At 59.0% G+C, this 25,585-nt stretch carries 23 protein-coding genes; 7 read left to right on the top strand and 16 right to left on the bottom strand.

The window, feature by feature from the left end:
- Window positions 1-3: 3 nt before the first annotated feature.
- From E8E91_RS26945 to E8E91_RS26935, 3 genes are read left to right on the top strand one after another with little or no spacing between them, the layout of a single operon-like run.
- Entirely contained in the window at window positions 4-207 is a 204-nt protein-coding gene (locus tag E8E91_RS26945; protein WP_280380145.1) for a hypothetical protein, read from the top strand.
- Window positions 208-218: 11 nt separating this feature from the next.
- A complete protein-coding gene (locus E8E91_RS26940) occupies window positions 219-596 on the top strand; it encodes a nuclear transport factor 2 family protein (RefSeq protein ID WP_280380143.1) in 378 nt (125 codons plus the stop codon).
- 56 nt (window positions 597-652) lie between these two features.
- Complete coding sequence (locus E8E91_RS26935; RefSeq protein ID WP_280380142.1) at window positions 653-1,948, top strand: NAD(P)/FAD-dependent oxidoreductase; 1,296 nt, start codon at window positions 653-655, stop codon at window positions 1,946-1,948.
- A gap of 198 nt (window positions 1,949-2,146) precedes the next feature.
- Here E8E91_RS26935 and E8E91_RS26930 read toward each other — a convergent pair whose 3' ends face one another.
- The 7 genes from E8E91_RS26930 to E8E91_RS26900 all read right to left on the bottom strand — a co-directional run bounded on the left by E8E91_RS26930 (window position 2,147) and on the right by E8E91_RS26900 (window position 8,046).
- Window positions 2,147-3,811 (bottom strand): GMC family oxidoreductase N-terminal domain-containing protein, encoded by a 1,665-nt coding sequence (locus E8E91_RS26930; RefSeq protein WP_280380140.1) that lies wholly within the window; start codon window positions 3,809-3,811, stop codon window positions 2,147-2,149.
- Between the two features lie 9 nt (window positions 3,812-3,820).
- A complete protein-coding gene (locus tag E8E91_RS26925; protein ID WP_280380138.1) occupies window positions 3,821-4,990 on the bottom strand; it encodes a serine hydrolase domain-containing protein in 1,170 nt (389 codons plus the stop codon).
- Window positions 4,991-5,008: 18 nt separating this feature from the next.
- Window positions 5,009-5,764, bottom strand: a complete 756-nt coding sequence (locus E8E91_RS26920; RefSeq protein WP_280380137.1) for an SDR family oxidoreductase — start codon at window positions 5,762-5,764, stop codon at window positions 5,009-5,011.
- Window positions 5,761-6,177 carry a nuclear transport factor 2 family protein gene (locus E8E91_RS26915; protein ID WP_280380135.1) on the bottom strand — a complete coding sequence of 139 codons (417 nt, stop codon included), beginning with the start codon at window positions 6,175-6,177 and terminating at the stop codon, window positions 5,761-5,763. Before E8E91_RS26915 ends, E8E91_RS26920 begins: the two co-directional genes overlap by 4 nt.
- Before the next feature lie 33 nt (window positions 6,178-6,210).
- On the bottom strand, window positions 6,211-7,089 hold the full coding sequence (locus tag E8E91_RS26910) for an MBL fold metallo-hydrolase (RefSeq protein ID WP_280380133.1): 879 nt from the start codon (window positions 7,087-7,089) through the stop codon (window positions 6,211-6,213).
- 10 nt (window positions 7,090-7,099) lie between these two features.
- Window positions 7,100-7,552, bottom strand: coding sequence for a nuclear transport factor 2 family protein (locus tag E8E91_RS26905; RefSeq protein WP_280380131.1), 453 nt, complete (start codon window positions 7,550-7,552; stop codon window positions 7,100-7,102).
- Window positions 7,553-7,722: 170 nt separating this feature from the next.
- Window positions 7,723-8,046: a Dabb family protein gene (locus E8E91_RS26900; RefSeq protein WP_280380130.1), complete on the bottom strand. Its 324-nt coding sequence runs from the start codon at window positions 8,044-8,046 to the stop codon at window positions 7,723-7,725.
- A gap of 184 nt (window positions 8,047-8,230) precedes the next feature.
- On the opposite strand from E8E91_RS26900, the gene E8E91_RS26895 reads away from it, so the two are divergent.
- From E8E91_RS26895 to E8E91_RS26885, 3 genes are all read left to right on the top strand, one after another.
- Window positions 8,231-10,210, top strand: coding sequence for an ATP-binding protein (locus tag E8E91_RS26895; RefSeq protein WP_280380128.1), 1,980 nt, complete (start codon window positions 8,231-8,233; stop codon window positions 10,208-10,210).
- A gap of 330 nt (window positions 10,211-10,540) precedes the next feature.
- Window positions 10,541-12,325, top strand: coding sequence for an AAA family ATPase (locus tag E8E91_RS26890; protein WP_280380126.1), 1,785 nt, complete (start codon window positions 10,541-10,543; stop codon window positions 12,323-12,325).
- Window positions 12,318-14,099 (top strand): ATP-dependent helicase, encoded by a 1,782-nt coding sequence (locus tag E8E91_RS26885; RefSeq protein WP_280380124.1) that lies wholly within the window; start codon window positions 12,318-12,320, stop codon window positions 14,097-14,099. The genes E8E91_RS26890 and E8E91_RS26885 overlap by 8 nt, the downstream gene beginning before the upstream one ends.
- Window positions 14,100-15,132: 1,033 nt before the next feature.
- Here E8E91_RS26885 and E8E91_RS26880 read toward each other — a convergent pair.
- The 5 genes from E8E91_RS26880 to E8E91_RS26860 all read right to left on the bottom strand — a co-directional run bounded on the left by E8E91_RS26880 (window position 15,133) and on the right by E8E91_RS26860 (window position 18,229).
- Window positions 15,133-15,447, bottom strand: coding sequence for a hypothetical protein (locus tag E8E91_RS26880; RefSeq protein WP_280380122.1), 315 nt, complete (start codon window positions 15,445-15,447; stop codon window positions 15,133-15,135).
- Between the two features lie 191 nt (window positions 15,448-15,638).
- Complete coding sequence (locus E8E91_RS26875; protein WP_280380121.1) at window positions 15,639-16,496, bottom strand: inositol monophosphatase family protein; 858 nt, start codon at window positions 16,494-16,496, stop codon at window positions 15,639-15,641.
- Window positions 16,497-16,577: 81 nt separating this feature from the next.
- Complete coding sequence (locus E8E91_RS26870; protein ID WP_280380119.1) at window positions 16,578-16,784, bottom strand: antitoxin Xre/MbcA/ParS toxin-binding domain-containing protein; 207 nt, start codon at window positions 16,782-16,784, stop codon at window positions 16,578-16,580.
- A 260-nt stretch (window positions 16,785-17,044) separates the two neighbouring features.
- Window positions 17,045-17,245, bottom strand: a complete 201-nt coding sequence (locus E8E91_RS26865; protein WP_280380117.1) for a hypothetical protein — start codon at window positions 17,243-17,245, stop codon at window positions 17,045-17,047.
- 75 nt (window positions 17,246-17,320) lie between these two features.
- Entirely contained in the window at window positions 17,321-18,229 is a 909-nt protein-coding gene (locus tag E8E91_RS26860; RefSeq protein WP_280380115.1) for a site-specific integrase, read from the bottom strand.
- Between the two features lie 392 nt (window positions 18,230-18,621).
- Here E8E91_RS26860 and E8E91_RS26855 point away from each other — a divergent pair, with 392 nt between their 5' ends.
- Entirely contained in the window at window positions 18,622-18,888 is a 267-nt protein-coding gene (locus E8E91_RS26855) for a 3'-5' exonuclease (protein ID WP_280380113.1), read from the top strand.
- 108 nt (window positions 18,889-18,996) lie between these two features.
- On the opposite strand, the gene E8E91_RS26850 is transcribed toward E8E91_RS26855, so the two are convergent.
- From E8E91_RS26850 to E8E91_RS26835, 4 genes are read right to left on the bottom strand one after another with little or no spacing between them, the layout of a single operon-like run.
- Window positions 18,997-19,833, bottom strand: coding sequence for a hypothetical protein (locus E8E91_RS26850; RefSeq protein ID WP_280380112.1), 837 nt, complete (start codon window positions 19,831-19,833; stop codon window positions 18,997-18,999).
- Complete coding sequence (locus tag E8E91_RS26845) at window positions 19,830-21,080, bottom strand: hypothetical protein (protein ID WP_280380110.1); 1,251 nt, start codon at window positions 21,078-21,080, stop codon at window positions 19,830-19,832. The genes E8E91_RS26850 and E8E91_RS26845 overlap by 4 nt, the downstream gene beginning before the upstream one ends.
- Window positions 21,077-21,724: a hypothetical protein gene (locus tag E8E91_RS26840; protein WP_280380108.1), complete on the bottom strand. Its 648-nt coding sequence runs from the start codon at window positions 21,722-21,724 to the stop codon at window positions 21,077-21,079. The genes E8E91_RS26845 and E8E91_RS26840 overlap by 4 nt, the downstream gene beginning before the upstream one ends.
- Window positions 21,721-25,458 carry an ATP-binding protein gene (locus E8E91_RS26835; RefSeq protein ID WP_280380106.1) on the bottom strand — a complete coding sequence of 1,246 codons (3,738 nt, stop codon included), beginning with the start codon at window positions 25,456-25,458 and terminating at the stop codon, window positions 21,721-21,723. Before E8E91_RS26835 ends, E8E91_RS26840 begins: the two co-directional genes overlap by 4 nt.
- Between the last annotated feature and the right edge of the window lie 127 nt (window positions 25,459-25,585).

Below are 25,585 nucleotides of genomic sequence, written 5' to 3'. Positions count from 1 at the left end.
CAGATGAAACTCTACTCACCCGACGGCAGCGAACTGATGAAGATCGAGGAGCTGGAGCGCGATGGGAACCGACTGGTTCTCAAAGGCACTGCGTTTGGCGCCATGCCCATCAGCGCCCAACTGCGCCCTGAGGAACTGCGGGGCGGTTTCCAGTTGCTCAATGCCAAGCTGGTCGTCTTCCTGCTCAGCATGCTGCTGCGTCGCTGAGGGGGGACGCTATGAGTGACTCCCTGAACAAGCAGCTGGCCCTGGACTATCTCGCACGCATCGAGACCGGAGACCTGCCTGGCGCCCTATCCCTGACAAGTGACGATGCGGTCTTTTGGCTGCCGAATACCGGCGAGATGAACAAGGACGGTTTTGCCGCCTTCCTCGCCCAGGTCATTCCGGTCATTCGCACTATGCGCTTCACCATCGAGGGCGTGACCGAACAAGGCGAACGGGTTGCGGTTCAGCTCAGCGGCAACGCCCAACTGTCGAACGGCCGGAATTACATCAACCACTACCACTTTCTCTTCATCGCTCAAGACGGCCTACTGCGCCAGGTTCGTGAGTACACCGACACCGCCCCAGCCATGGCTGCATTCGCTCCGTAACAGGGCGCCGTGTTCCGTCACTCCTTCGGTTCGAAAAATAACAAGAGGTACAGCAAATGAGTTCTGGAAAGCATGTTCTTGTCGTTGGCACGGGCCCTGCCGGCATCGTCTCGGCCTACGGTCTGGCCCTCAAGGGGGCTCGAGTCACTCTGATCGACCGCGAAACCCAGGTCATCGACTCGCCCCGGGCCATGGTCTATCTGCCATCTACTGTAAAGGCCCTCGATAAACTTGGCCTGCTCGACGAGGCCCGCAAGCTGGGCCCGGAGAGCTACGACTACCAGTGCTACTTCGCCCAAAGCGGAAATGTTGGACGCATGGACCATCGCCTGGTCCAGGACCTCACGCCCTATCACTTCATCCTGCATTTCGGTCAGGACGTCCTGGCCAACATGGTGCTCGAGCGCTTGCTCGCGCTACCGGGTACCGAGGTGAAATGGGGAACGACGCTCGAAGCCATCGAGCAGCGAGACGACCAGGTGCTCGCCACCGTGAGCGACGCCACTGGCCAGCATGTGATCGCGGCAGATTGGCTGATCGGGGCAGACGGCGCACGCAGTACCGTACGCAAGCTGATCGGGGCCACCTTCGATGGCTTCACCTGGCCCGACACGTTTATGGCCACCAACATCGAGTTCGACTTCGGTAAGCACGGCTTTGCCGACTCCAACATGGTGTCGGACCCGGTGAACTGGGCGGTGATTGCCCGGATCGACAACAGCGGCCTCTGGCGAGTCGCTTACGGCGAAGACAGCGAGTTGACTGAACAAGAGCGCCTGGATCGAGTAGACCAGCGCTTACGCCATTGGCTGCCGGAAGGCGCTGAATATCGTCTGGTCCGTGCGAACTCTTACCGCGTGCATCAACGCTCCGCCTCCTCCTATCGTGCCGGCCGCGTTCTGCTCGCGGGCGATGCGGCCCATGCAACCAATCCCATTGGCGGCATGGGGTTCACCTCCGGCATTCAGGATGCAGTGACGCTGGTCGACCTGCTCGCTAAAGTTCTCAATGGTGAGACCAGTGACGATGTGCTGGACTGGTACGCCTATGAGCGTCGCCGGATCTTCCTGGAGATCGCGAACCCGACGGCCATCGAGTTCAAGCGTCGGACCCAGGAGGCCGATCCGCAGAAGCGCCTCGAGGACGAACAGAACTTCCTACACTTGGTCGAAGACACCGACACCATGCGCGTCGCATTGATGTCGATCTTCGGTCTCGAAAGCCGCCCGTATCAAGTGGGCTGGCGCGAGTCGGTGGTCCCGGAAGACCAGCAGCGCAGCGGTAGCGACAAGGCAAAGTCGCTGGTTGGTGGTACGACCAGTACCTTGCGACACACCGAAGAGATCGAGTAAGCCCAGGGGCAGTACGCCCTGCTGAACAAGAGGAACGCTCCGACAATGTACGGAGCGTTTTTCTTTGTGCCAGAGAATCCAAGGCTACACGTCAATCAGTGCGCGAGTTCGCCTCAACCGACCTTTCTCTCGACTGACATCCGCTGCCTGGGACAAAAGAAAAAGGCCTGCATTCGCAGGCCTCTTTTTTTCCAGACGTCACGCCGTGGCCAGGTCTCTCGCCGACCCCGCGTAGGGTACGTCGACGGGTGCGGGCGCTCGATTGCCGAGGATCATGTCGGCCGCCTTCTCAGCGATCATCACCACCGCTGCGTTGGTGTTGCCGGCGATCAGCGTCGGGAAAACCGAAGCATCAACCACTCGTAAACCGCGAATCCCACGGACTTTTAGTTGCGGATCCACGACCGTGGTCTCCGGGTCACTTCCCATACGGCAACTGCAGCCCGGATGGTGGACCGTGACCGTGGTTCGGCGAATGTACTCATCCAGTGCTGCCTCATCCCGAACAGCAGCGCCGGGCAGGATCTCTCTCGAACCATACGGGCTGAACTCGGATTGATTGAGGATCCGTCGAGCAAGCTTGAGACCATGGCGAACCACCGCCAGATCGTCCTCGTCCTCATAGAAGCGAGGATCGATCAGCGGTTTAGCCGCCGGGTCGGCACTCGCCAGGCTCACACGGCCGTAGCTCTTCGGGCGAGCGGCGATGGAGAGGATTCCGTAGCCATGACCGATGGGAAGTAGCGTCGGCTTTGGCCCGCGATGCGCCGGCATGAACACGAGCTGCAGGTCTGGTCGTTCGACCTCAGGGGAAGTCCGCAAGAATGCAGTAGCTTCGAATACGTTTCCACCGATCGGGCCACGGCGCCAGAGCAGGTACTCGGCCAGATTACCGATGTTTCTCAGCATCGAGCGCGCCGACACACCGTACGAGGTGTAGTCCTTGTCTGTGTATACCTGGACAGCTGCACTTGGATGGTCTCGGAGACCGACACCTACGCTCGGAAGATGGTGCTTCACTGTAATACCGAGCCGCTGCAGTTCCTGGGTATCACCCACACCGGAACGCAGCAGAACCGCAGGAGAACCATAGGCACCCGCGGACAAGATGACCTCCAGGCGAGCCCGGACCTCCTTCGGCTGATCACCAACCAGGTACCTGACACCAACGGCCTGGCCGTTTTCGATCAGTACCTTTTCAACCAGCGCGTCGGTAATGACCGTGAGGTTCTGGCGGTCGCGCGCCGGGCGCAGGAAAGCCGTCGACATGGACTCGCGGCGCCCATCGCGAATAGTCGCCTGTCGCAGGCCTACGCCTTCCGGATCAGCACCATTGAAGTCATCGCAAGCCGGAAGCCCAAGTCCGGTACTGGCTTTGACGAAGCTGTGCACAAGCGGGTTCGGTCGCGGCGGGTTAGCCACGCGCATCTCACCGCCAGTACCGTGATAAGGCGAGCCCGCAAAGGGCGGATTGTCCTCGGAGCGAATGAAGTACGGCAGCACCTCACGATAGCTCCAGCCAGTGGCACCTTCCTTCTCCGCCCAATCATCGAAGTCTGCCGGATGCCCCCGGAAGTAGACCATGCCATTGACCGAGCTCGACCCTCCCAGGACCTTGCCCCGAGGAGTCACAAACGGCCGATTTCCAAGGCCGGCCTGGTTCGTACTCTCGTAACCCCAGCTGAACTGAGGCTTGCTCAGCGCCGCAGCTACACCGGTCGGGATGGTCAGTACCCAGTGGTCATCCTTCGGGCCCGCCTCGATGAGTGCCACCGAGTTGCGGCCATTCGCCGACAGGCGATTGGCCAGGACACAGCCGGCAGAGCCACCGCCGACGATTACGTAGTCGAATATTTCGTTCATGGCCTTTCCTCACACCACAGCCGAGACAGCGAGATCGGACAGCCGCTGGAAGCGCTGGATGTTGGCTGCCTGGGTCATAACGCCTGCGGTCAGGCAGGTGAACACCAGATCCAGGCTTGGGTCGATCCAGAACATGGTCGTGCCCGCACCGTAGTTGCCGAACGTCTCGGTCGAGGTCAGGGTGCCGAACTGGTGATGAACGATGCGCTCACCGCGCACGCTGAAACCCAGGCCAATGTAGGCAGGCGGCGGATCGTACCAACCGGCCCGCAGCGCTACGCCACGGTACAGCTCGTTGTAGAGATCACCGGTATGGTTCTTCCGCGCCACTTCAATCATCCGCGGCGACAGGATACGAACGCCGTCGAGCTCACCGCCGCAGCGAAGCATCTCAGCGAATCGCCACATATCCGCGGTGGTAGATACCGCCCCTACGTGCGGAGCCTCGCATACCTCTTCTTCGAACAGACTGAAAGGCCCCGGTTGGGTGCGCCCAAGACACTTAATGGGAATTACCCCGCGCATGTCCGGTACTACCTTGCGAGAGCGAAGATCCGGCCGTACCCCCATGTTGGTGTCGCGCATGCCGAGCGGTTCAAAGAGATCTTCGCGGATCAGATCGTTGAAGCTACGGCCTTGAGGATCAGTTCGACGCAACATCTCGCCGATTAGCACTTGGTTGGCCACGGGTGAGTAGTCACAACGCTGCCCAGGCGGCACCGTGCCATGCACATTGTCGCAGACGGCCTGGACCAGTTCGTCCAGGCGGTCCTGATACATGTCGGCCTTGGGGATCCACACGCCAGGCATGCCGGTGGTATGGGTCAGAAGGTGGTAGAGCGTCACATGCTCGCGGGGAGTACCTTTGAACTCCGGAATGATGTCGATAACACGCGTGGTCAATGCGAGTCGACCGAGCTCCACCGCACGCAAGGCGAGGACGTTGGTAAGAGCCTTGGTGAGCGAGAAGATGCTGAAGACCGAATCGCGGGCCAGCGGTTTGGTTTGATCGGCATCGGCACTGCCAATGGCCAAGTCCAGGCCGATCTGATCGCCGAGCGAAACGCGAATGACGGCACCGTGGTAGTCGCCCCGGGCGACGTCCTGCTCGATCACCGAACGCAGATGCTGAAGGCGCTCTTCCGCAAAGTAGCGGCGTTTGAGGGTAGCTGTACTCATGGGTTCCTCACGAAAGAATTAGCCGGCCGCAACGATGCCGCCATCCACACAAAGGACAGAGCCGTGTACGAAACTGGCTTCCGGGCTCAGTAGAAAAGCGATGGCCCGAGCTATGTCGTCGTCTTCGCCAAGTCGGCGCAGCGGAATGCTCGCGGCGCGCTTTGCGTACTCTTCTTGCGATACGTAAGCCACCGCACCGGGCGTTGGCACCGAGCCGGGGGCGATGGCATTGACTCGCACGCCACGCGGACCCAGTTCTGCGGCCATGGAGCGGGTCACCGCCAGAACGGCCCCTTTCACCGAGGTGTAGACGGAGGTGTTCGCGTAGCCGTGATAGGACACGGGAGAGGCGTAGTTGAGAAGAACGCCCCCACGCTCGGGATCCATGTTGGCCAGTAGCGCCTGGGCGCCCCAGAACACGGTCTTCAGGCCAGCGCCAATCATCAGGTCCAACGTCGACTCGCTGATGGCCTCGATGGGCTCGTAACGCAGCACCGAGGCGTTGTTGAGCACTGCGTCGAGCGGGCCGGCCTGGTCAGCGAATCTTGCCGCGACTTTGAGGAAGGATTCCCGCGAGGCGAGGTCAGCAACATAGCCATGCGCAATTCCGCCTGCTGCTCGAATGAGCCGCACCGTTTCGTCGCAATTGTTCGAATCGATGTCACTTACGCCGACGATGGCACCGAGGCTGGCCAGGTGCTGAGCAGTTGAGCGACCTAGCCCACGGCCTGCGCCGGAAATCAGGACCGTGTAGCCGCGAAAGTCATGGCTCATGACTGGGCACCCATGATGTTAACCATCACGTAGTGGCTATCCATGTACTCGCGAATGGTCTTGATACGACCGCCACGGATGATAAATGCCCAAGCGTAGAGGTTGTTGTACTCGCGGCCATTACGGAGCATGCCAATGCCGCGGGTCTCGCACATGACCTTGTCGCCGCTGGAGACCAGGCTGTCGACGTGAACCTTGGGGTCACCGTCGACAAAGAGCCCACGTACCGGAGCCAGGAACTCATCGCAAATGGCTGCACCGGTGTGAGTACCGGCACCCGGGACGTTCTCGATCATCGGCGTCCAAGTGGTATCCGGATCGATGTACTCACGGAGGGCATTCAGATCACCACTGCTCAGGGTGGTGAAGAAGTCGAGCACGAGCTGCTCGTTGGCATTGGTAGCTTGGGTCATGCTGGGATCTCCAGATTGTTGTTGTCCAGCGGGTTAGGTGTCGAAGCGCCAAGCGCTCTGATCGCTGCGTACGTGGCCGGCGGTGGGCTCGGGGAAATGACTTCCGATCACCAGGGCGTTGCTGTCCTGGTAGCGGGTCAAGAAGCTGCGACGTGTGCAGCAGGCCTGTTCCTTGTCATGGTCGAAGGCGCAGGGCTTGTCGGGGATGGCCATCTGCAGCGGGTGATGCATGATGTCCCCGGTAATGACGGCCACATCGCCTTGCGACTCGATGTGCACGCTCACGTGCCCGGGGGTATGGCCCGGGGTCGGGAAGAGCCGAATCTCTTCGCACACCTGGAAGTCCACATCGATCAGATCAGCCAAGCCAGCATCCATGATGGGTTGCAGCGAATCCGGCACATGCCCGGCGTGCTGCCAGTCACCCGACTCGGCCAGACCGATCATGTAGTCCCACTCGACGCGACCGAACAGGTAACGGGCATTGGGGAAGGTGGGGATCCAACGACCATCAACGAAGTGAGTGTTCCAGCCGACGTGGTCGTAGTGCAGGTGGGTGCACAGAACTGTGTCGATGCTTTCCGGCGGGTACCCTGCCCGACGCAGGTCCTCCAGGAAGGGGTTGTGCATGTCGTTGAAGATGTCGAAGTAGCGCTTGCGATCGTTGCCGATGCAGGTATCGACCAGGATTCGGCGATCCGGCGTTTCAACGATGAAGCATTGCCAGGCGACCAGCATTTCCCCTTCAGGCGAGAGGAAATGAGGTTTCAGCCAGCCATGATGGGGTGTGATCAGGGCATCGCTTTCGTCGGGAAACATCAGCGTCACCGGTGAGACAACCGGCGCTGTTTCGACTATTCGAGTGATGCGTACCTGGCCAACCTGCCAGCGGCGGAAGTCTTGATCCAACATGAGAAAGACCTCAACCCGTGATGATCACGCTGCCGCGACGCAAGGCGAAACGCCAACCTGCATCGGTGAGAACGAACTCGTCGTCGAACTGGCCATACATCGGCACACCCTCGAGCGGCGCAGGTTGCGGGGCCTCAGCATTTCCATTGGATACGTAGGTGAGGTAGCTCCGGCCACGGGCGGTAGTCGGAGACGTCTGCTCGATCACGATGGTGGTCATGATGTGCCGAGCCAGGCGCTTTGGCCGGTCGCGGAACATGGCACGAATGGCTTCACGACCCTGGAAATAATCGTCAGGAGCCAGGGGGCGCGAGAAGCGCGCATCCTCGACAAACAGCGCAGCGATGCCGTCGTGATCCTGGTAATCGTTCAGTTGCGCGAACTGTTTGACGAGTCGTTCGCACGCCCATTCGGTGGCGATGCGCTCACTCAGGGCAGCGGTTTGGGAGGAACAGGTCGACATGGGACTCTCCTTTTATTATGGCGATCCCATGTTCCTGTCATCGTTGCCAGCTAATCGCCTGTCCAAAGATAGGCAGCTAGGTCGGGCTGCTTTCGGGGTATCTCTCTGGTCAAGCGCGGAGAGTAGGAACAACCGTATTCAGCAGCTCCCCTGCGCTGCGAAGTCTCTGATTAATGGACAACCTGCTCGATCTGGTCACTCACGTAGTCGACCTGGTGACGACTGATGCGCACCCCAGTCAGTGCATCACGCACCCGTAGGTGCTCGGGGTGGGTCGCGTAGGCCTCGAGGGCAGCTTGGGATTCGAACTCCGAATAGAGCACTACGTCGCAGGCATGGTCGAGGCCGCAGAAGTCGATACCGATCTCCAGGTAAGTCATGCCGGGGATACGCCCGCGCAGCTCCTCGAATAGCTTCTTCACCCGCTGAGCAGCGGCACTGCGCTCTGCATCGTTAGCGCCGGCCACCTTCCACATGACAATGTGCTTGATCATTTTCTAGCCTCGATAGTGAGAATTCTCGAGGCATTGGGCGCGATTGGGCGAAGGCACGCACCTGTCATTGGATAGTTCTAAACTACATGTTCACCAGTTCCGGGGCAGGTCACTACCGGCTGTTGGTATTTCCATTGCGCTACCGCAAGATAGTCGGCACTGATTGATCCAAGGGAGAGGATCGATGTCTGACCAGCCACTTCATTCGTCCCTCTTTGAAGAGGACTACCTACTCCGTGAACTGGGCCCTGTGGCGCATGTTCCCCAAGTCGCGCTGACCGAGCTTGTTGCCAATGCGTGGGACGCAGGCGCGACGAAGGTCGACATTGTCCTGCCGACAGAGCGTGAAGGCACCCTGACCATTACCGATGATGGCCATGGGATGAACCCGGAGAACTTTAAACGTCGCTGGATGACCCTCCGCTATGACCGACTCAAGCACCAGGGCCCCAATGTTGAGTTTCCAGTTGGCCGTGAACATCGGCCCAGAAAGGCATATGGACGTAACGGCGTGGGCCGCCACGGTTTGCTCTGCTTTGCAGACGAGTATCAAGTAGATACGTGGCGAGACGGTCAATTGAGCACCTTTGTGGTAGGTACAGAATCCGGACCTAGTCCCTTCGTACTGCGAAGCGAAGCCTTTGGAGAGCGTCAGGGGACTGGGACGAAGCTCACGGTGTCAGTTTCTCGCCACTTTCCGGACCTAGAAGAAATCCAGACGGTTCTTGCTGCGCGTTTCATTCATGACCCGGAGTTTCAGATTCGGCTCAACGGCAACCTGCTCTCCTTCGCAGTGATTGATGGCCGCGTGAGCGAGCAAACACTGGTTCTTGGCGAAGGCCGTAAGGCGACCGTGATTGTGATTGACTCGACCAAACAGAATCACTCGTCGATCCACCAAGGTATTGCGTTCTGGGTTGGACGGAGACTCGTCGGCAATCCATCTTGGGCTATAGGTCAAGTAGCAAACTTTGATGGCCGAACCAGGTTTGCAAGACGCTACAAGATCATCGTCGACACAGAAGGTTTCGAGCCGCACGTGCTGGCAGACTGGACGGGGTTCCACACAACACCAGCTGTTGGTGACTTGTATAAGGCCACAGCCGAGCACGTCAGCAACGTAGCATTAGAGCTGGCAAATGAGGTGATTGAAGCAACGTCAGCGGACGCTTTACTTCAGAACCGAAGCGAGTTGAAGTCGCTGGGCCAAGGGGCTCGGATAGAAGTCGCGGAGTTCACCAAAGCCGTAGCGCAGGCCCATCCCACGATCCCTCCCGACTTCCTCGCCACTGCCGTGAAGGCTGTGATCAACCTAGAGAAATCCAAGAGCGGCGTTGCCCTGCTTCTAAAGCTTTCTGAACTGGAAACTGATGACGTTGATGGGCTTGATCGCCTGCTCACGGAGTGGTCGATCAAGGACGCCCTGCGCGTGTTGGATGAGATCGACGATCGCCTGAGCGTAATCGAGACGATTCGTCGTCTCGCCAGTGATCCCAATGTCGACGAGCTTCATACCCTGCATCCGCTCATCCTGCGCTCACGTTGGCTGTTTGGGCCAGAGTACGAATCACAGGAGTATTGCTCGAATGCGACGTTGAAGACCGTTGCCTTGCAACTGTTCCATCGGAAGAACGCGCAGTTCATCAACGAGAAGAACCGTCCTGACATTGTTGTGCTTCCCGACCGCAGCACAGTCCAACTGACCGGTATTGAGTCGTTCGACCCCTTCGACACGGCCGTCATTCAACTGCGGAACATTCTGTTGATTGAGCTTAAAAAAGGTGGGTTCAAGCTTACGCGAGATGAAGTTTTCCAGGCGGATGGGTACGTTCAAGACATTGCTTCGTGTGGACTCATGGAAGGCGCCCCACATATCGCTGCGTGGGTCGTCGGACAGTCCATCGCTCCGGGCGTGGGAAGAGAGAAGAAGCTCTCTGAAAACGGCCGTGACTATGGCCTCGTCAGGGCGACTACCTTTGATGCATTGGTGGATACGGCGAACATGCGGTTGATACGGCTGCGTGAGGTACTCAAGGAGCGGTACGACCAATTGCCGACCGACCAACTGGTCGCCAAGGTTTTAGCCGCTCAAGAGCAGGCCGTTTTCGATCTCACCGCTCCGAAGCAAACATCTCACGTAGAGCCCGCCATTCAGGTGGACTAAATCTGCGGTATCGATTGCTAAGGGGCAGCAGCCAACCGAATGGGAAATTTACTATGCCCTAAGCGTTCGCTTTTGGCCGGAAGTAGCCTGTCGCGAATGGCAGCAATCGGCTGCGGAGCGGCCATTGATCATCTACGAATTCAAGGTCTATTCAAGCAGACGGGAGGCAGCCGATGCGATTACGATGGAGGCCAATGGCTACCGTGCATTCATTGCAGCCAAGACGCACTGGTTATCCGCCCTGAATCTCCTTGCTCGAACGTCGGTAGGTGATTCGACAGGACGCCCGTAAAAGCGGAAATACGAGATCCGCGTGCAAGAGGGAATTTCATGCGCCTAGCAAGCTTGAGCATTCGCAACTTCCGAAACTTTGTATCAGTCGATATCCCACTCGCCGGCAACATCGTGTTGCTGGGCGAGAATCGTGTCGGCAAAAGCAACCTGCTGTTTGCCATTCGCCTGGTGCTCGACCCCACCCTGCCTGATTCAATGCGACAGCTGAAACTGTCAGATTTTTGGGACGGCTGCGATCTGACAACGAACCCTCAAATCGAAGTTCACCTGGACTTTGCTGACTTCGATAGCGACGACATGCTGGTTGCTTTGCTCACTGACTTCCGCACAGCTGCCAATCCAACGGTTGCACGGCTTAGCTATGCCTATCGCAAAAAAACCGATGTCACCGGCACACCACAGTCCAGTGAGGATTGTGAGTTCATCGTCTATGGTGGTGGGGATGAATCCCGCAGCATTCCCAGCCGCGTACGCCGTCGTATCGCGATAGACATGCTTGATGCCTTGCGCGACGCCGAAGGGCAGCTTGCATCCTGGCGACACTCCCCACTTCGGCCTTTGCTCGAGGATGCGTTTGGTTCAGTCAGTCGGGCCGAACTGGAGAGCGTCGCAACTGACCTTGAGGCGGCGACGGCAAAGATGGAGAGCTTCCCATCCGTCAAAACGCTGGAGGGTGCGCTACGCACTGGCATTCTTGATTTGGCCGGCAGCGCGCATGATCTCAACGCACGGCTACGTTTCGCACCCGCCGACCCGCTTCGGCTTATCCGCTCTATCGCCATGTTCATAGACGACGGAAAGCGTGGCATCGCGGAAGCAAGCTTGGGCTCCGCGAACGTTGCGCTGATCGCACTGAAGCTGGCCGAGTTTGCCTGGCGGCGCGCAAAAAATGAGCGCAACTATTCGCTGCTTTGCATTGAGGAACCTGAGGCGCACCTCCATCCCCAGTTGCAGCGGGCGGTCTTCGACAAGCTCTTCAAGAACCCTGACGACGCGCAGGCTCTGATCGTAACCAGCCACTCTCCGACTCTGGCCGCGATCGCTCCGTTGCGTTCAATCGTAACCCTGCGACGAAAGCCAGATGGTTTGTCTCAGGCTTACTCTCTTGCCGCGCTGCCGGTGACAATTGAGGAGCTCGACGATATCGAGCGGTATCTCACTGCTACGCGGTCTGAGTTGCTCTTCGCGAGAGGCGTGATTTTCGTCGAGGGTGATGCAGAAGAGGCATTGCTCCCGGGCTTCGCAGATGCGCTGGGGTACAGCCTGGACGAACTTGGCATCACCGTTTGCAACGTGGCGGGTGTGAATTTCGTTCCCTACGTGAAGCTGGCAGGTAGTCTCGGCTTGCCTTTTGCGGTCGTCACTGATTGGGATCCGCTAGACGGCACAAAACCTCCGCTCGGTAAGGCGCGGACAATGGGAATTTGGGACGCCTATTGTGCAGTTGCCCCCGGAGCGACTCAATTGACGCCCGAGAATCGCACATGGTGTGAAGCAGCTGACTTCGATAGCTTCAGTGAGGCCTGGGCGTCGTACGGCATCTTTCTGAACGATCAGACCTTCGAAGTAGCTGTGGCAAACACGCCCAGTCTCCAAGGGGCACTGCTGGACATCCTTGACGAGCAAGGATTCGGATCTGTTCGCTCGGCGCGCATTAAGGCTTGGCGTTCGGGTACGCCCGTCGATCCTGCTCAGCTCCTCGCCATGGTTTCCGATATCGGTAAGGGGCGGCTTGGTGCAAAGCTCGCGAGCAAGCTGCCTGGGCTGACTCCGCCGGACTATATCGCTGCGGCCATCAAGCACGTGGCATCCCATGTCTAATCGTCTCGCGCTGGCGCAAGCGCTTGCGGAACTCATGCCCAATCGGGAGCAGTACGATGCAGCCCTTGAGCGCGAGCATTGCGTAGTTCTGGCTGGTCCTGGCAGCGGGAAGACCAAGACGTTGACCACCGCGATGGCGCGTGCGCTGATGGACGATGTCGTCGATCCGCGTGGGGTAGCCTGCATTACCTACAACAACGAGTGCGCGACGGAGCTAGAGGAGCGTTTAGCCAAATTCGGTGTTGCTAACAGCGACCGCAGCTTCATCGGCACTGTCCACAGCTTCGCTCTCACTCAAGTCATTGCGCCCTATGCCCGCTGCATTGCTCAGCTTCTCCCAGGCGACTTTCGCATTGCGACGAGCAGCGAGTGCCATGCGGCGGTCGAAGTCGCTTACAAATCTGTTTTCGGCGATGCGGGCAATGCGCAGAATCGTTGGCGTTTCGCGGAAGAGAAACGGCGCCGGGAGGTTGATCGCACTCTGCCCGCCTGGAAGGGGAAGAATTCTGAGCTCGCCACTTTTATCGAGGCTTACGAGGCGGAGCTACGTCGCAAGGCGCTTATCGACTTCGATGACATGCCGCTAATCGCCTTTCGAATGATCAAGGAACACAGTTGGATTCGCGATGCGCTTAGGGCCCGCTTCCCCGTCCTGTTTGTTGATGAATATCAGGATCTGGGCCACGCGCTTCATGAGCTGGTACTGCTGCTCTGCTTTGAAAGCGGAATTCGACTCTTTGCGGTCGGTGATGCTGATCAGTCGATCTATGGGTTCACCGGTGCCAATCCTGGTTTGCTGCAAAGCCTCACCGGGCGCAGCGACGTCAAGACGATCCGCCTCCGCTTCAACTACCGCTCAGGTGCGAAGATCATCAGGGCCTCCTTGGGGGCGCTTGGCGAAGAACGCGATTACTGCGGTGTGGAAGGGGCTCCCGATGGGGAGCTGAGCTTCTGGTCAGTAGAGGGCGACCACGACATGCAGGCCCGACACATCGCTAAGGTCGTCCTGCCTTCACTGCTAGGCCGTGGGTTTCAACCTGAGCAAACTGCGATTCTTTATCGTGCTGCCTGGCTCGGAGACAAGGTCGCCGACGCACTCAAGGGGACGGATATCGCCATCCTGCGCACGGATGGTAATGCGCTGGTGAAACGCAATTCCCGTCTTGCCCGATTCGTCGAAGCTTGTAGCCGGTGGGTCACAGGAGGATGGCGTGATGCCTCACCACCCTATCACCGGCTACTCAGCCAAGCTCTCGCGATCGTGTATGGCGGGCGGGTAAGCGTGGCTGAGGAGCAGGCGATGACCCGCCAGCTAATGGCCTTTTTGCGCAGTGGAATCGATCGTAACGAGACCACCCATGATTGGCTGACCCGCTTCTGTCGCGAGCTGATCGCGCTATGGCAGGGAATTGCCCGAAACACCCATCAAGAATGGGAGGTGTGCTCGGAGCTGGTAGCGCGGACCGATCCGGCACTGGGGCATGACATGCCACTTAATGTCTTCTCTGGGCGGATAGATGGCTCCGGTCGAGTGACCTTGAGCACCCTCCACAGCGCCAAAGGCCGCGAGTTTGATGCGGCTATCCTGTTTGGTATCAACAGCGAAGATTTTCCAAACTGGCGCGATGCTCAGTCGGAGCGGGCCATGCGCGAAGCTCGGCGGCTCTTCTATGTCGGCGTGACCCGGCCTCGAAAAGAGCTCTGTCTGGTTTATCAGAAGGGAAATCACTCACCTTGGGTCGCTGAGCTTTATAAGCGCAGTCAGCAGACGTGAGATCGTCCCCTTCGATCGCTGAACGATTGGCGCGCTAGCCCCCACCATCAACCAATACTCAGAGCTCAACGGAGGCACATTGGCTTGCATCGCTTGTCTTGGATGGGGCTCCCTAATTTGGGAGCCAAGAGGTTTTCCAATTCAGGGGCAATGGTTCGAGGACGGCCCTCTGATACCAGCGGAGTTCGCCAGGCAATCGCAAGATGGGCGAATTACGCTTGTGCTAGTCGAAACCGAACGGCTGGTTCCCTCCCTGTGGGCAGTGATGGAGTCAGCGGATCTCCCCTCCGCCGTTGAGGCTCTTCGCTACCGCGAAGGCATCCCGGAGAAAAATGCCGATAAGCACGTTTGCAGATGGTCCGTCGGCCAGCCTTCTCCAGTACTGATTCCGGGTCTATCCGAATGGGCTAACGCCCGCGGCGTAAATCATGTGATATGGACCGGCCTTCCTCCAAAATTCAACGGCGCGGAAACCACACCTTCAGCCGCGCAGGTCGTGGAGTACCTGGAGAATCTATCCGGCGATCAGCGTGAGAGAGCCGAACGATACGTTCGCCTCGCCTCGCGGCAGATTGATACTAAGTACCGGCGCTGCATAGAATCATCGCTCCACTGGCACGCATTGAGCGGTGATTAGAAGTCGTTGCCCACAAGGGGCGCACGATGTGCTGCTGTTAGGCCATGTCGGCCCATTCAAGTGCTATTTCGGTGAAATAGTGCTCAGCTTGGTATGGGCGAGACTGCTTTTGGCCGATTGTTGCCGTTCACCACAGGTAGCTACCGGCCGGTCAGACAGCGCAAAGCCGCCAGTTGACTCGAATCCAGCCAACGTCAGTGACCGCTGTCATTCACCAACTCGGTTGTTTGGGCGAGACGGTTCCGTCCGGTGCTTCACGTAGCTGCCATTCCATTTCCTCGAGCGGCTGCCTCTGCTGCTAGTGCTTCTAGATTTTGTGTTGGATCCTTTCCATGCCGGCACGAGGTCCGCCCCGGGTGAAAATGCAATCACATGGTTTCTGCCACAGAAGGGAAATCAGGTGGCCGAGCTGCCCCCGTCATTGAACAGATCATCGCGAGCAACGCGCCCAAAATCGCTGAGGTCCTGATCCTCCTCACTGAACATGAAGTTCACCATTCGGTCACGTCTGAGGCCTGAAAGCGTGCTGAAAAAGCAGGGCTCGCACAGATGGACCTCATAGCACTCGCCATCATGGGCCGAGCCATAACCCCAACTGGCGCGAAGCGTGCCAAATTGCAATCCGTCCCCTTCAACACGCGTGCTAGCGCCACAGACGTCGCACAGGACATCACTGACCGATTCGGCCTGTTCTATCGCAGTGATCTTCATCGAGAACCTCCCACCAGGGTACATGTACGCCTTCGTTTATCTGGCACACGATACTCCTGTAGGAGCTTTGCTCGGTGGGGTGACGTGCTCCCCCGAATACGGCCCTTCGGTGCTCCGGCCCCGCGGCAGAGCTCAGCAGTGGTTTTCACATAGTCTGGGGGAGACTGCCCGCTTGTAGGCTCGCCACACACCTATGCTCTGTCTGCGAGAACAATCTGCCACGGGCGCCTCATCAATTCCTGGCACGCTATTTCCCCGCCGCCGAAGCAATACCCGACTGGTTGATTGAATGTCGCCGCCGTCGCGTAGCCCAGGGCCTGTCCCCGTTCGTTCCAAAGGCCACCGCCACCTGCCCGCAGCAGCGCGTGACCCGCCACCACATCGTGGGGCGACACCGCGTATAACGACACCGCTGCAATCCCATCCCCCACCGCCACTCGGGCAAGCCGATAGGCAATGCTCGGCATCGGGTGGAAGGATGCAGGCGCACAGAGCTCGGCGTTCTGGGTGGGTCGGGCACGCGCGGCGAGGCTGACAAAGACATGGACGCCCTCCGCCAGCCCGCCTTTCGCGACACTCGGCACGATCAACACGCCATTGCGTAGCAACTGAGGCAACCCCTCAACCCAAGCAATACAATCCGCCCCGCGCTCCGTCATCGGCGCATAGACGACGCCCAGCACCGGTACACACTCTCGTAGCAAGCCCACGGATATCGCCGAGCCCAGGTGCCCTTGCAGGAAGTCACGGGTGCCATCATTGGGATCCACGACCCAGCAATAGTGATGCCCCGTCAGCTGCACACCGGTTTCCTCACCAACAAAATCGCAGGGGAGCAGCTTCGTCAGTCCCTGGCGCAGCATGACCTCGACCTCGCCATCAATTTCGGCCTTGTCCCCGGCGCCTCTCGGCCCACCAGGTCGCACCACCTCAGCAGCGATCAGGCATCCCGCTTCCCGAACCAGCGCGATCACCGCATCGAGCAGAGCGCGATCGACGGCCTGGCGAGCTAACGCCCCCGGTGGCAACGGGACAGGTCGTTCACGCATGCCGGAACCCTCGAAGCGGGTTAGCGAAGGGGCTCACTGGCAGTCACGCCAGGCCGTTAACGGCGGCCCTAAATCTTAGGATCAGTGATAGACCCCATACTCGATGCGCCCGAGAAAAGTCTCGAGCACTTCCAGGTCCTCTGCATTGGCGAGCAGGTCAATTGGACGACGCCGCTCGAGCCCTAGGGCCGGCGTCACCATCCAGCGCTCGGCCTTGTCCCGACTCCCCAGAACCTGCGTAGCGCGCGTCAGTATTTCGGTATACGGCCCATCAAGTGTCGATGTCATGGCAATCCCCTTCAATCGGACGATACTGCGACTCGGTCCCGGCAAGTCAAGTTTAAGCCAGTTCCCCCGCCCTCCGCCCGTGCACTGGAGCCGCTGCGCATGGGGCGGTCAGATGTCGAACGGCCTAGAACGAGTCTACCCTCGCACAGCAAGTTCATCCGGCTTCGCCAAGCCGCTCGTAAATGACTCTGCGAGGAGCCGAGAGCATCTCTTAATTGATACCGTTCAACTACCAATTCGCCCGTCTCTGATGCGCGCGCCTAGACGCGACCATTGGTAGCTCCTGGTTCGGCACTCGAGGAAAGAGCGCGTTGGGCGTGCCTAAAGTTCTGGTACCCCGCCTGCTTAGCAGCCTCATCCAGCGCCTGCGCGTGCAGAATTCCCTTGGCTTTCTTGATTGTCTTAGCAAGACGCTTGATCCCGACCAGGGTGGTCGGGTGAATTTGGTCATATGGCAACATTTCGCTTCTCCATCTATCGACCAGGAAAAAGCAATGCCACGCTGAGCCCAGCACATGAGACGAGTTCCGCATTCGCTATTCGCGGCGCAGCTCGCCGAACGGCATCTCCGGCTCAACATAGCGCAAAGCGGCCTTGGCATCGCGCCAGCCGACATAACTCATCAGCGCCTTGACGCTCCACTGGTTGCGACTGGCCCAGGTGGCAAAGCCGCGCCGCAGTGAGTGGCTGCTGTAGCGCTCCCCCTCCAAGCCACTGCGTACCATCGCCCGACGGAGGATGCGCGAGATGCTGTAAGCGTGCAGCCCTTCATCCGCCAAGTTGCCCCAACGGTCCACCGCACGAAACACCGGGCCCTGATGCAATCCCGAGACCGCAATCCACTCGAGATAGGCCTCCACCGGACACAGACGTTTCAACGCCGGTACCGTGAACGACCGCCCGGTGTTGTCACGGTCGCCCTTGCTGCTGGGCAAGAACAGGTCCATCCCCTCCCCTGGCCGCGCCTCGACAAACTCCACACGCAGCCGGCACAGGTCATCGCTGCGAAACGCCCGCCAGAACCCCAACAGGATCAGGGCGCGATCGCGGCGGCAGCTCAGCAGGGCGTGGCGGTCGATCTGTTCCTGCGCCATCAGCCAGTCGATGCAGCGGGCCAACTCGGTCAACTGCAGCGGCTCCGCCTGCCGCTCCAGCCGGGGATGCAGGGCCTGGATGCCGCGGAGCACCTCGCGCACCTGCGGCGCCTTGGTCGGATCGGGAAAGCCCTGACTCAGGTGCCATTTGGCCAGGGCGGAGAGATTCGCCCGCAAGGTCGAGCTGGCCAGGGTCTCGGCGTAATCCGCGAGGTAGCGGGCAATCGCCTCACTGCTGGCGGGCAGGAAACCACCCCAGGTTTCCTCGAAATGGGCGAGCGCCTGCCGATAGCGACGCTCGGTGCTCTCGCGCCGCGCGGCCTGCCGGTAGCGATCCACCTTCTCCGTCACCGTCCCGCCCTCCTGCGTACTGGAAAAACTGCCCTTCCGCCCGTCCACCCCCGCTGAGGTTTGAGAATGCCCGCTTCTCAAACGCCAGTTCGTCTGGATCTATCGCGGTAATCCGGGGCCGGTTCAGCGGTACTTCCATACTCCATGACACACCACGAAATCGTCGGGGGAACCCTCGCCTAACAGGACGCACAACGACTGGCTGATCTAGCCACTAGCCGGTGCTTTTCATCATCAATTTCGTAGGCAGAGCACCCTGCCGAAGTGCGCCCGTTAGCCTGCTCGCCAATCATGGTCTGCTTTGGGTCCTTGCTGCCCTTCAGCATCGGCGGCAAGCGGCCAACAGCAGACTGTCCTGCAGCTACAGCAACCTCGGCTCTCGCCTGCAGCAAATGCGCAAAATGTGCGTGAAGAGCCAGGACGAAGCGGACGTAATCGTCACTACGGCACACCGTAGCAAGGGGCTGGAGTGGGACTATGTTCACCTGGCCGACGACTTTATCGACCCTCTGGATGGGGATCTGGACATCGACTCGCAGCGTGAGGAAATCAACCTCAACTACGTGGCCGTGACCAGGGCCAAGCTTGCGATCGCCCTGCACAATACCGTCATCGGCATGATGCGAGAGCACGCCAGCAAGACTAATAGCACCGCCTAAGGATGAGCTGTAGCAACCCAAAGCAGGACGGCTGGGTCATCATCAGCGCTGAAATCCCACCCAAAACAATGCCCCTCTTAGGGGCATTTTCTTTGCCTCAGAAACGGTTCATACGTAGCAAAGTAGCGGGCACGAGAACGCCGCCATCGACTCTTGGGAAAACCCAGCTCGGTAATGATGAATGATCTTCGCCAACGGATTGCCGGCTGCCAGGAGCCCGGGCATGAGGCTCGCTTGTTTCTCATAATCCTGAGGCTTACTAACACCTTTATCGTGCATGGTCCGGAATGCCTCAGGACTCGGCCCAAGGGTGCCCTTCGATAGGATCTCCTTGTTGGCGTTTACCAAGCCCTGTGGATCCGCATCAGGGAAGTAGTAAACCTCGGGCACGCGCTTAGCCAAATCCACCACAGCCCCTATCGAGAACTGAGGCGACCCTCGGAACACGAAAGGAACGTCAATCAGCGCCTCCGGAAGCACATAGCGCGACGCATCAAGCATTGCCTGTAGGTTCTCTACAACGATAATCCGACGCTGCCCGGCAAGTAGCTCCGAAGGCACCGTCAACATGCATCCAGGCAGTACTGGCTGAACGGTGTCACCCAGCAATATCTCTCCGGAAGGCGCCGAAACCAGAACGAGATTCCTGGCAACAGGCTCACGTGCCAGCTTCTCATCACGAGTGGAAGACGCCAGAACAGCTCGACTGCCCTGAACCTTGCTACCTGCCACATGAGGGTCCCAACCAGCGTGCCGCTCAGCAAGGCTGCGAAGTGCCTTCCTGTCAGCTGCGTCCAGTAGGAGTCTGTTGCCACTGATCCTGCCGACTCCGTATAGCTGATGAATTTCCATCCATACGGCGCCCAGCGCGACCTCATTTGAAGCCATACGAATAGCACGGCTAACCATTTCAACGACCCGCTTGCTGTGCAGCAACGAAGTCATGAACGCTCCCCATTCTTTCTAAGGCGAAGAACCAGATCCACCACGACCTTATTGTCAAAGCCTTCATGTGATGGCGCCAGCACCGGTGCCAACACGAAGCGTGGCATCTTCCCGACTCGGGCGGCATCGGCCATAAGCGTCAGGTAGTAGGCATCCAACGCATAAAGCCAGATGGCGTTTCGGAAACCTTCATCGGCGATTTCATCCCAGTAAGCCAGCGCGCTTTGAGGCGAGAGATCACGCTTTAGCGCTGCAAGCATTCGATAAAAATGCGGTTCAACAAACGGCTCTGGCGCATCCTCGACCTCCGGCGCCGCGGGGACCACTTTGACGGGCTCGCGACTAACCAACGGATCGTGGAGTGACTTTCTGACCTTCGGCAAAGGCATTGCCTGAATCAGAGCCGACATTTCCTGAATGGCCTTTTCATCCTCGACAGGCGGGAACAGGTAGGCGCTATTTGGCAAACGCGCAGCACGAATCCAGTTCTCCGCATCCACACGCTCAAGGATGCCGTCCAAGTCGGGGTTGTTGCCATCTTGCAGCCAGGAGAAGACGCTCTGTGCCATCCGGCGATAATGATTACGCCGACGCATGGTGGTGCCCAGCTGGTTCAACCTGTCGATCAGATCCCGGATACCCGTTTTGCAGCGGTCAACCGACTCATACAAACTACTCAGCAACAGACGACGAAGAGAGCGATCACCCCGACACCAGTGACTCAGCGTGTCGCGATCAAAGGCCATGAGCTTTTCAGAAAGACGCCCGAGGCGCTTCACCGCGCTGTCGATGTCCCTCAGGCGGTCCTTGAATCGCGAGGAATACCCGTAGCGGGCCTCGATGAAGTCAGTTGCAGCCCGGTGCTCATCACGCAGGTGCGTGACGACCTGGCGAACAGAGAGCCGCACCTGTTGCAGCTCTCGATCCAGCTCAGAAGGCGCACCTTCCTTGGACGAGTGGAATCGCTCACAGCCATGCTCAATCCGGATCAGCAGTTCCTGCAGGTCGGGGGCCGACAGCTCAAAGCGCTGCGCGCCAATACGAGACCCCAAGTCAAGCAACATCGACGACGGGTGAAGGCAGCCGTCACAGTCATCGATAAGCCGCTGGCTGACCAACCAAGACAGCCCGGCCGTCATCTTCTCCGGCTTTGGCACACCCTCTTCGTCAGCCTGGCAAATATCCTCGATGATGTCCGCATTCGCGACCAGATGAGCACCGAACTCGCGCCAGTTCTCCGCCTTCACAGAAGCTCTCCCGTACCCTGTGACGGGTCAGCCTCAGGCTCTTCTGCAGGCAGCAATTTTTGACTGTCGGCGATCCAAGACACCACATGATAGAGGTAGCCCATCTTGCCGGTGGCCACATACAGGCTCGACTCAGCGCCCTTGCGAACCAGGTAACCGGCATCCACCAGCGCCTTGAACACAACAGCCAGTTTTTCCTTGTTGCCTTCGACAGCCTTTACCCGAGCGAACAACGGGTAAACGCAGAGATCACGAAGCTGGTCACGGGCGACCGGGAACTGATCGATGTGCATCAGAAGGCCGCCAAAGGAAACCTCCTCGCCAGGTGACAGACAAACATCCCCTTGCCCTGCCCGGCCGCAGAGGTGAATGAAATCCAACACTGGCATTATCTGGTCGCGAATGCACTTCAGCTCTTCCATAGCCTCGCGCCGATCGCCAGAATCGGACAGATCGACGTAGCGGGCAAAGAACGCCGTCACGTCGTCGCCTTCACCCAGATGCGCCAGCGCCCGTCCAAAAGGGCGAAGCGCGGCATCAATGGCGGCCGCAAATTCTGGCTGGCGAAGCTGTTCGTAAACCTCGCGACTGGAGTACGGACAGAAGAACCGCCCGGCGATTAGCCCCTCGAGAACTGCTCTCATGCAAAAACCACCTCTTCCTCTGGAAGACCGGCATTCAGATCATCCAGAGCCACAGGGTCAGCGCCGCGATACTCCTTCAGATAAACCCCGCCTGAGCGGCGCCGGTCGAGGGCGTACAGATTTTTGAAGTGCCTCATCAGCTCTGGCGCCCCACCCGGGAACCCCAGCATCAGCTTGACGTTGCGCGAGTTGAAATTGCCCACCAGCTTCGCCGCGTTGTTGACCTCAAGCTCCAGCGCCTCATCCACAGGCACGATCAGCTCAAAGTCGGCGCCACGCCGGATCATCTCGAACAGGGCAAGGTAGATCATCCCAACCACAATCTTCAGCTGACCGGTACTCAAGCCATCGCCTAAGTCTGTCGTATTGCGGGCGACGCGCGGCTGACCATTCACCTGCCAGGACAAACTGACCTCAAAGCACTCTTCGATCTGCGCGCCCCGCCACTGCTTATCAACCATGGCCGAGTGCAGAATGCGCAGAGCATGATCAAGCCCATCGGGCGGGAAGGCGTCGTTGCCCATGGCATCCCATCGGGCCGACTGCATCTCAATCGCCCGGATGTGCTCCCAGATCGGCAGGTCGTTGATCTTCAGATCCTTGATCTTCGAGACGACATGAAGATGGAAGTTGGTGAAGTCCGGGAAGCGCCCGAGCACTTCAGAGACTTTCAGTGTTGCTCGCCGGCCAACGTCCTGAATCGTGCGGTCGACTTCTGCAAGGATTTTGCCGCCCTCAACCAACTGGTTGCACAACGTGCGGATGTAGGTAACCAGCTTGCTCCTCTGCACATCGTGGCCGTCATCGATGTACATCTGCAGCTCAGGTGCTGCGTAAAACCAGACCCGCTCACCCGAGCTGTCGGCATGCCTGGCCCGCATGATGATGTCGTGCACGACCCCGGCTTCTGGGGTGGCCCGATGTGCGAAATTAAAAGGTCCCTCCACATCACGGAGAAGTCCACGCCCCTCCTGTTTAATCTGGTGAGCATCCCTGAATATCCGGCCAACCTCCGACTCGATATCCGCTGCAGACAGCTTCTCCAGACTCTCGGTGCCGGAGGATGCCGCAGCGACTTGGCCCAGGCGCTCCAAGACCGAACGTAGCGCACTGGCCTGATCGAACAGCGCGCTGTTCCGGGCTGCCAGCTCGGCTTGGCGCACCTTGTAAGCCTTCTGCCGCTCCTCGTCCGCTGTGCGCATTGCCTGCAGATCGCGCTCAAGACGGCTAACCACCTGTTCCGCCTCTGCGTAGGCCGCCTCACGAGCAGCCATGTGAGGCCAAGCCGTTTCAAGCCAGGCTCTGTAATCCTGAATACGGGGCAGCTGCTCGACCAGGTGTCGAACCGACTGATCGAGGCCGTTGACCGTCGATTCCAACCGGCGAACCGCACCCGCATCAATGTCGGCGCCCTGCAGGGCAGAATATCGGTCAGCCTCAATGCGCTTGATCTCTTCGCCATGAGCACGCGCAAGATCAGCCAGGGCAGCGGCAAGAGCCACTTCAACGGAGCTTCGCTGGGCAGCAATGTCCTGCCGGGCCTGATCTGCGATGCTCTTCAATTCAAACTTGTGCCGCCCGAAAGCGGCCTTCAGGTCTTCGATCTCAGCGATCGTTTCCGAGAGGGCGATCGCGGCCTTTTCGGCTGACTCCTGCGCCTTGGCGCGAGCGAGGGAAAGCAGCTCTGCACCCTCATCACGAAGCGACTCCAGGCGCTGTTTTCTGGCCGAAATATCCGCTTCAATGCTTGCCGTACGGGAGTCGAGAGGGATTCGCTCCTCGCGAAGCGTATTACGGCGAACCTGAGCGGCTGCTGATCGACGACCGAGAGCCGCCTCGGCTTCATTGCTCTCTTCGATGCGCAGATTCAGCCGCGCAATCTGAGACTCCAGCTCTTCCAGATTGAGCACGTCAACAGGATCAAGACGCTCAAGATCAAGCTGCAAGCCAAAGAGCCCGGCACACGGAGCCGAAAGCGACGGTGACAGGTCTTCACGCATCAACAGTCGAGGATCGATGACGAGCCCGACCGTGGACTCCCAGTCAGGCATGCTGCCGCGAAGGAACGACAGCAGGGTATCGTCAGCTGCATTCAAGCGAGCGGTGAGCAATTTAACTTCTGCCCGCAGGTCATCGCGCCCTCGGGCAAGGCCCGACATCTCGGCGGCGAGGTCCTGCTGCTCAGTGATGATTTCAGCAACCTCTCTGTCGAGGCGGTCCAGATCCTTTCGCGTTTGCTCCTGCAACTCATAGAGTTGAGCGAGAGCGGTCTGCTCCGCATCAATCTGCTCAGCCATATCTGGCAGATGTTTCTGTCGAGACAGAAAGGCCACCTCTGCCGCCGAAGAAGCGGCGAGCGCCGCTAGTTCGCTGCGAGTTCGCTCATACTGAGCAAGGTCCTCGGTGTGTGCTTTGTGGGCCTGCCCAAACGTATCTTCCGAGGCCTCGTTGTGCAGGCGCAGTTGCGCATCAAGCTCAGAGAGGCGCCCCTGGGCCTCGCCACGGCGATTTTCGCGACGCGAAGACAACGAGTCGATGGCGGCGCGTTCCATGGCCGAAAAACGAGAAACGATATCCGCACTTTTGCTGGTCAACAGTGCCAGTTGCTCTCGTTTGGCAGCCAGGTTTTCCTGCATCGAGGGAAGGTTGTCGATCTCAGCAAGCAATGCTGGCATGCCGGCCTTGTCATAGCCGGTTTTCTGATCCTCCAGTGTCTTCAGTAGTCGCAATTGCTCAGTAGAGGCTGCCCGGGCATCACCCAGGCGGCAATCAAGCTGACGCTGCTCGTCACGAGAAGCATCCTGCGCAGCAAGCTCCTCTTTACGCTGCGCTTCCATGGTTGCAGCAACAGCCTCCTGCTCCTGCTTGACGGAAAGCTGCCGCGTCACGGCGACCGTCTTCATGCGACCCAGCTGCAGGTCGCAAGCCATCAGGCGGCTACGCAAAGTCGCCAGACCAAGAATCTTGGGTTTGACCTCGCGATCCATCACCAGGTAACTCGCCCGGTTGCTGATCGCGCTCAGGAAAGACTGGACATCAATACCTGAAAGGTCGATCTCGCTGCGCATAGTCTCCTGCCGGATAATCTCCCCGACAGCGGACTCCATGGAGTCAAAGGTGCCCTTGGACTCCAGCAGGGAGAACATCAGGCTGTCGATGCCGGCGAAGTTGCGCCTCAACGGTGCGAGCGAATACATGCGCCGGAAAAGGTTGATCATCTTTTTCACGGAAGCATCGGTGATGCCATCCATGTCTGCCGAGCCGGTGTTGTACTGGATGATCTTACTGTAATGGCTCCAGCTCAACTCAGGTGTGCAGTCGATGCCCATACCCTGGATGCGGCTACCAACCTTGCCAGGCAGAACCAACTCGCCTGAGCCTTGATCCACATAAAGCAGCTCGGGCTTCCAGCCGGTAGCCGCCAGCTGGTAGGCGTAACCGTTAGAAGCCCGATGCAGGATGGCCAAGCGCAGAGCACCCTCGTGGTTCTCGTACTCGAAGACGATGTAGCTCGACGCATGAGGCAGATAGTGATCAGCGAAGCTGGTGGTATTGGTGCCCTTGCGAACCATTCGGCCAGCAGGGGCGCCGTAGAACAGGGGGATCAGCTTCAGAAAGGTCGACTTGCCGATGCCGTTGGTGCCTGTCAGGCAGGTGTTGTCGTCGGTTTTCACCTCGACGATCTCGCCTCGGCAAAGCGAGTCAATCAGGATGACCCGGAGAAGTTTGGCCACAGGGCCTCCGCGCGCAGAAAGGTGGACAAGTGTCAGCGCGGACGCGATAGTCGATACAAGCAAAGCGGCTATCGAATCTTTTTGATTCTGACGTGGAATCTAAAAATATAAGATCGCATCAGGCAGT

Origin of the sequence: Pseudomonas sp. BN515, assembly GCF_029873155.1 — a bacterium.
Lineage (GTDB): Bacteria > Pseudomonadota > Gammaproteobacteria > Pseudomonadales > Pseudomonadaceae > Metapseudomonas.
The sequence above is the reverse complement of the archived record's forward strand: the minus strand, read 5'-3'. Positions and strand labels throughout refer to the sequence as shown.

Excerpts from the sequence above, each read along its gene's own strand:
- E8E91_RS26905 (WP_280380131.1), bottom strand. The coding sequence starts at position 7,552 with ATGTCGACCTGTTCCTCCCAAACCGCTGCCCTGAGTGAGCGCATCGCC.
- E8E91_RS26875 (WP_280380121.1), bottom strand. The coding sequence starts at position 16,496 with ATGCGTGAACGACCTGTCCCGTTGCCACCGGGGGCGTTAGCTCGCCAG.
- E8E91_RS26840 (WP_280380108.1), bottom strand. The coding sequence starts at position 21,724 with ATGAGAGCAGTTCTCGAGGGGCTAATCGCCGGGCGGTTCTTCTGTCCG.
- E8E91_RS26920 (WP_280380137.1), bottom strand. The coding sequence starts at position 5,764 with ATGAGCCATGACTTTCGCGGCTACACGGTCCTGATTTCCGGCGCAGGC.
- E8E91_RS26885 (WP_280380124.1), top strand. The coding sequence starts at position 12,318 with ATGTCTAATCGTCTCGCGCTGGCGCAAGCGCTTGCGGAACTCATGCCC.
- E8E91_RS26925 (WP_280380138.1), bottom strand. The coding sequence starts at position 4,990 with ATGAGTACAGCTACCCTCAAACGCCGCTACTTTGCGGAAGAGCGCCTT.
- E8E91_RS26945 (WP_280380145.1), top strand. The coding sequence starts at position 4 with ATGAAACTCTACTCACCCGACGGCAGCGAACTGATGAAGATCGAGGAG.
- E8E91_RS26930 (WP_280380140.1), bottom strand. The coding sequence starts at position 3,811 with ATGAACGAAATATTCGACTACGTAATCGTCGGCGGTGGCTCTGCCGGC.
- E8E91_RS26935 (WP_280380142.1), top strand. The coding sequence starts at position 653 with ATGAGTTCTGGAAAGCATGTTCTTGTCGTTGGCACGGGCCCTGCCGGC.
- E8E91_RS26865 (WP_280380117.1), bottom strand. The coding sequence starts at position 17,245 with ATGTTGCCATATGACCAAATTCACCCGACCACCCTGGTCGGGATCAAG.
- E8E91_RS26900 (WP_280380130.1), bottom strand. The coding sequence starts at position 8,046 with ATGATCAAGCACATTGTCATGTGGAAGGTGGCCGGCGCTAACGATGCA.
- E8E91_RS26880 (WP_280380122.1), bottom strand. The coding sequence starts at position 15,447 with ATGAAGATCACTGCGATAGAACAGGCCGAATCGGTCAGTGATGTCCTG.
- E8E91_RS26870 (WP_280380119.1), bottom strand. The coding sequence starts at position 16,784 with ATGACATCGACACTTGATGGGCCGTATACCGAAATACTGACGCGCGCT.
- E8E91_RS26915 (WP_280380135.1), bottom strand. The coding sequence starts at position 6,177 with ATGACCCAAGCTACCAATGCCAACGAGCAGCTCGTGCTCGACTTCTTC.
- E8E91_RS26940 (WP_280380143.1), top strand. The coding sequence starts at position 219 with ATGAGTGACTCCCTGAACAAGCAGCTGGCCCTGGACTATCTCGCACGC.
- E8E91_RS26895 (WP_280380128.1), top strand. The coding sequence starts at position 8,231 with ATGTCTGACCAGCCACTTCATTCGTCCCTCTTTGAAGAGGACTACCTA.
- E8E91_RS26890 (WP_280380126.1), top strand. The coding sequence starts at position 10,541 with ATGCGCCTAGCAAGCTTGAGCATTCGCAACTTCCGAAACTTTGTATCA.
- E8E91_RS26910 (WP_280380133.1), bottom strand. The coding sequence starts at position 7,089 with ATGTTGGATCAAGACTTCCGCCGCTGGCAGGTTGGCCAGGTACGCATC.
- E8E91_RS26850 (WP_280380112.1), bottom strand. The coding sequence starts at position 19,833 with ATGACTTCGTTGCTGCACAGCAAGCGGGTCGTTGAAATGGTTAGCCGT.
- E8E91_RS26855 (WP_280380113.1), top strand. The coding sequence starts at position 18,622 with ATGCGCAAAATGTGCGTGAAGAGCCAGGACGAAGCGGACGTAATCGTC.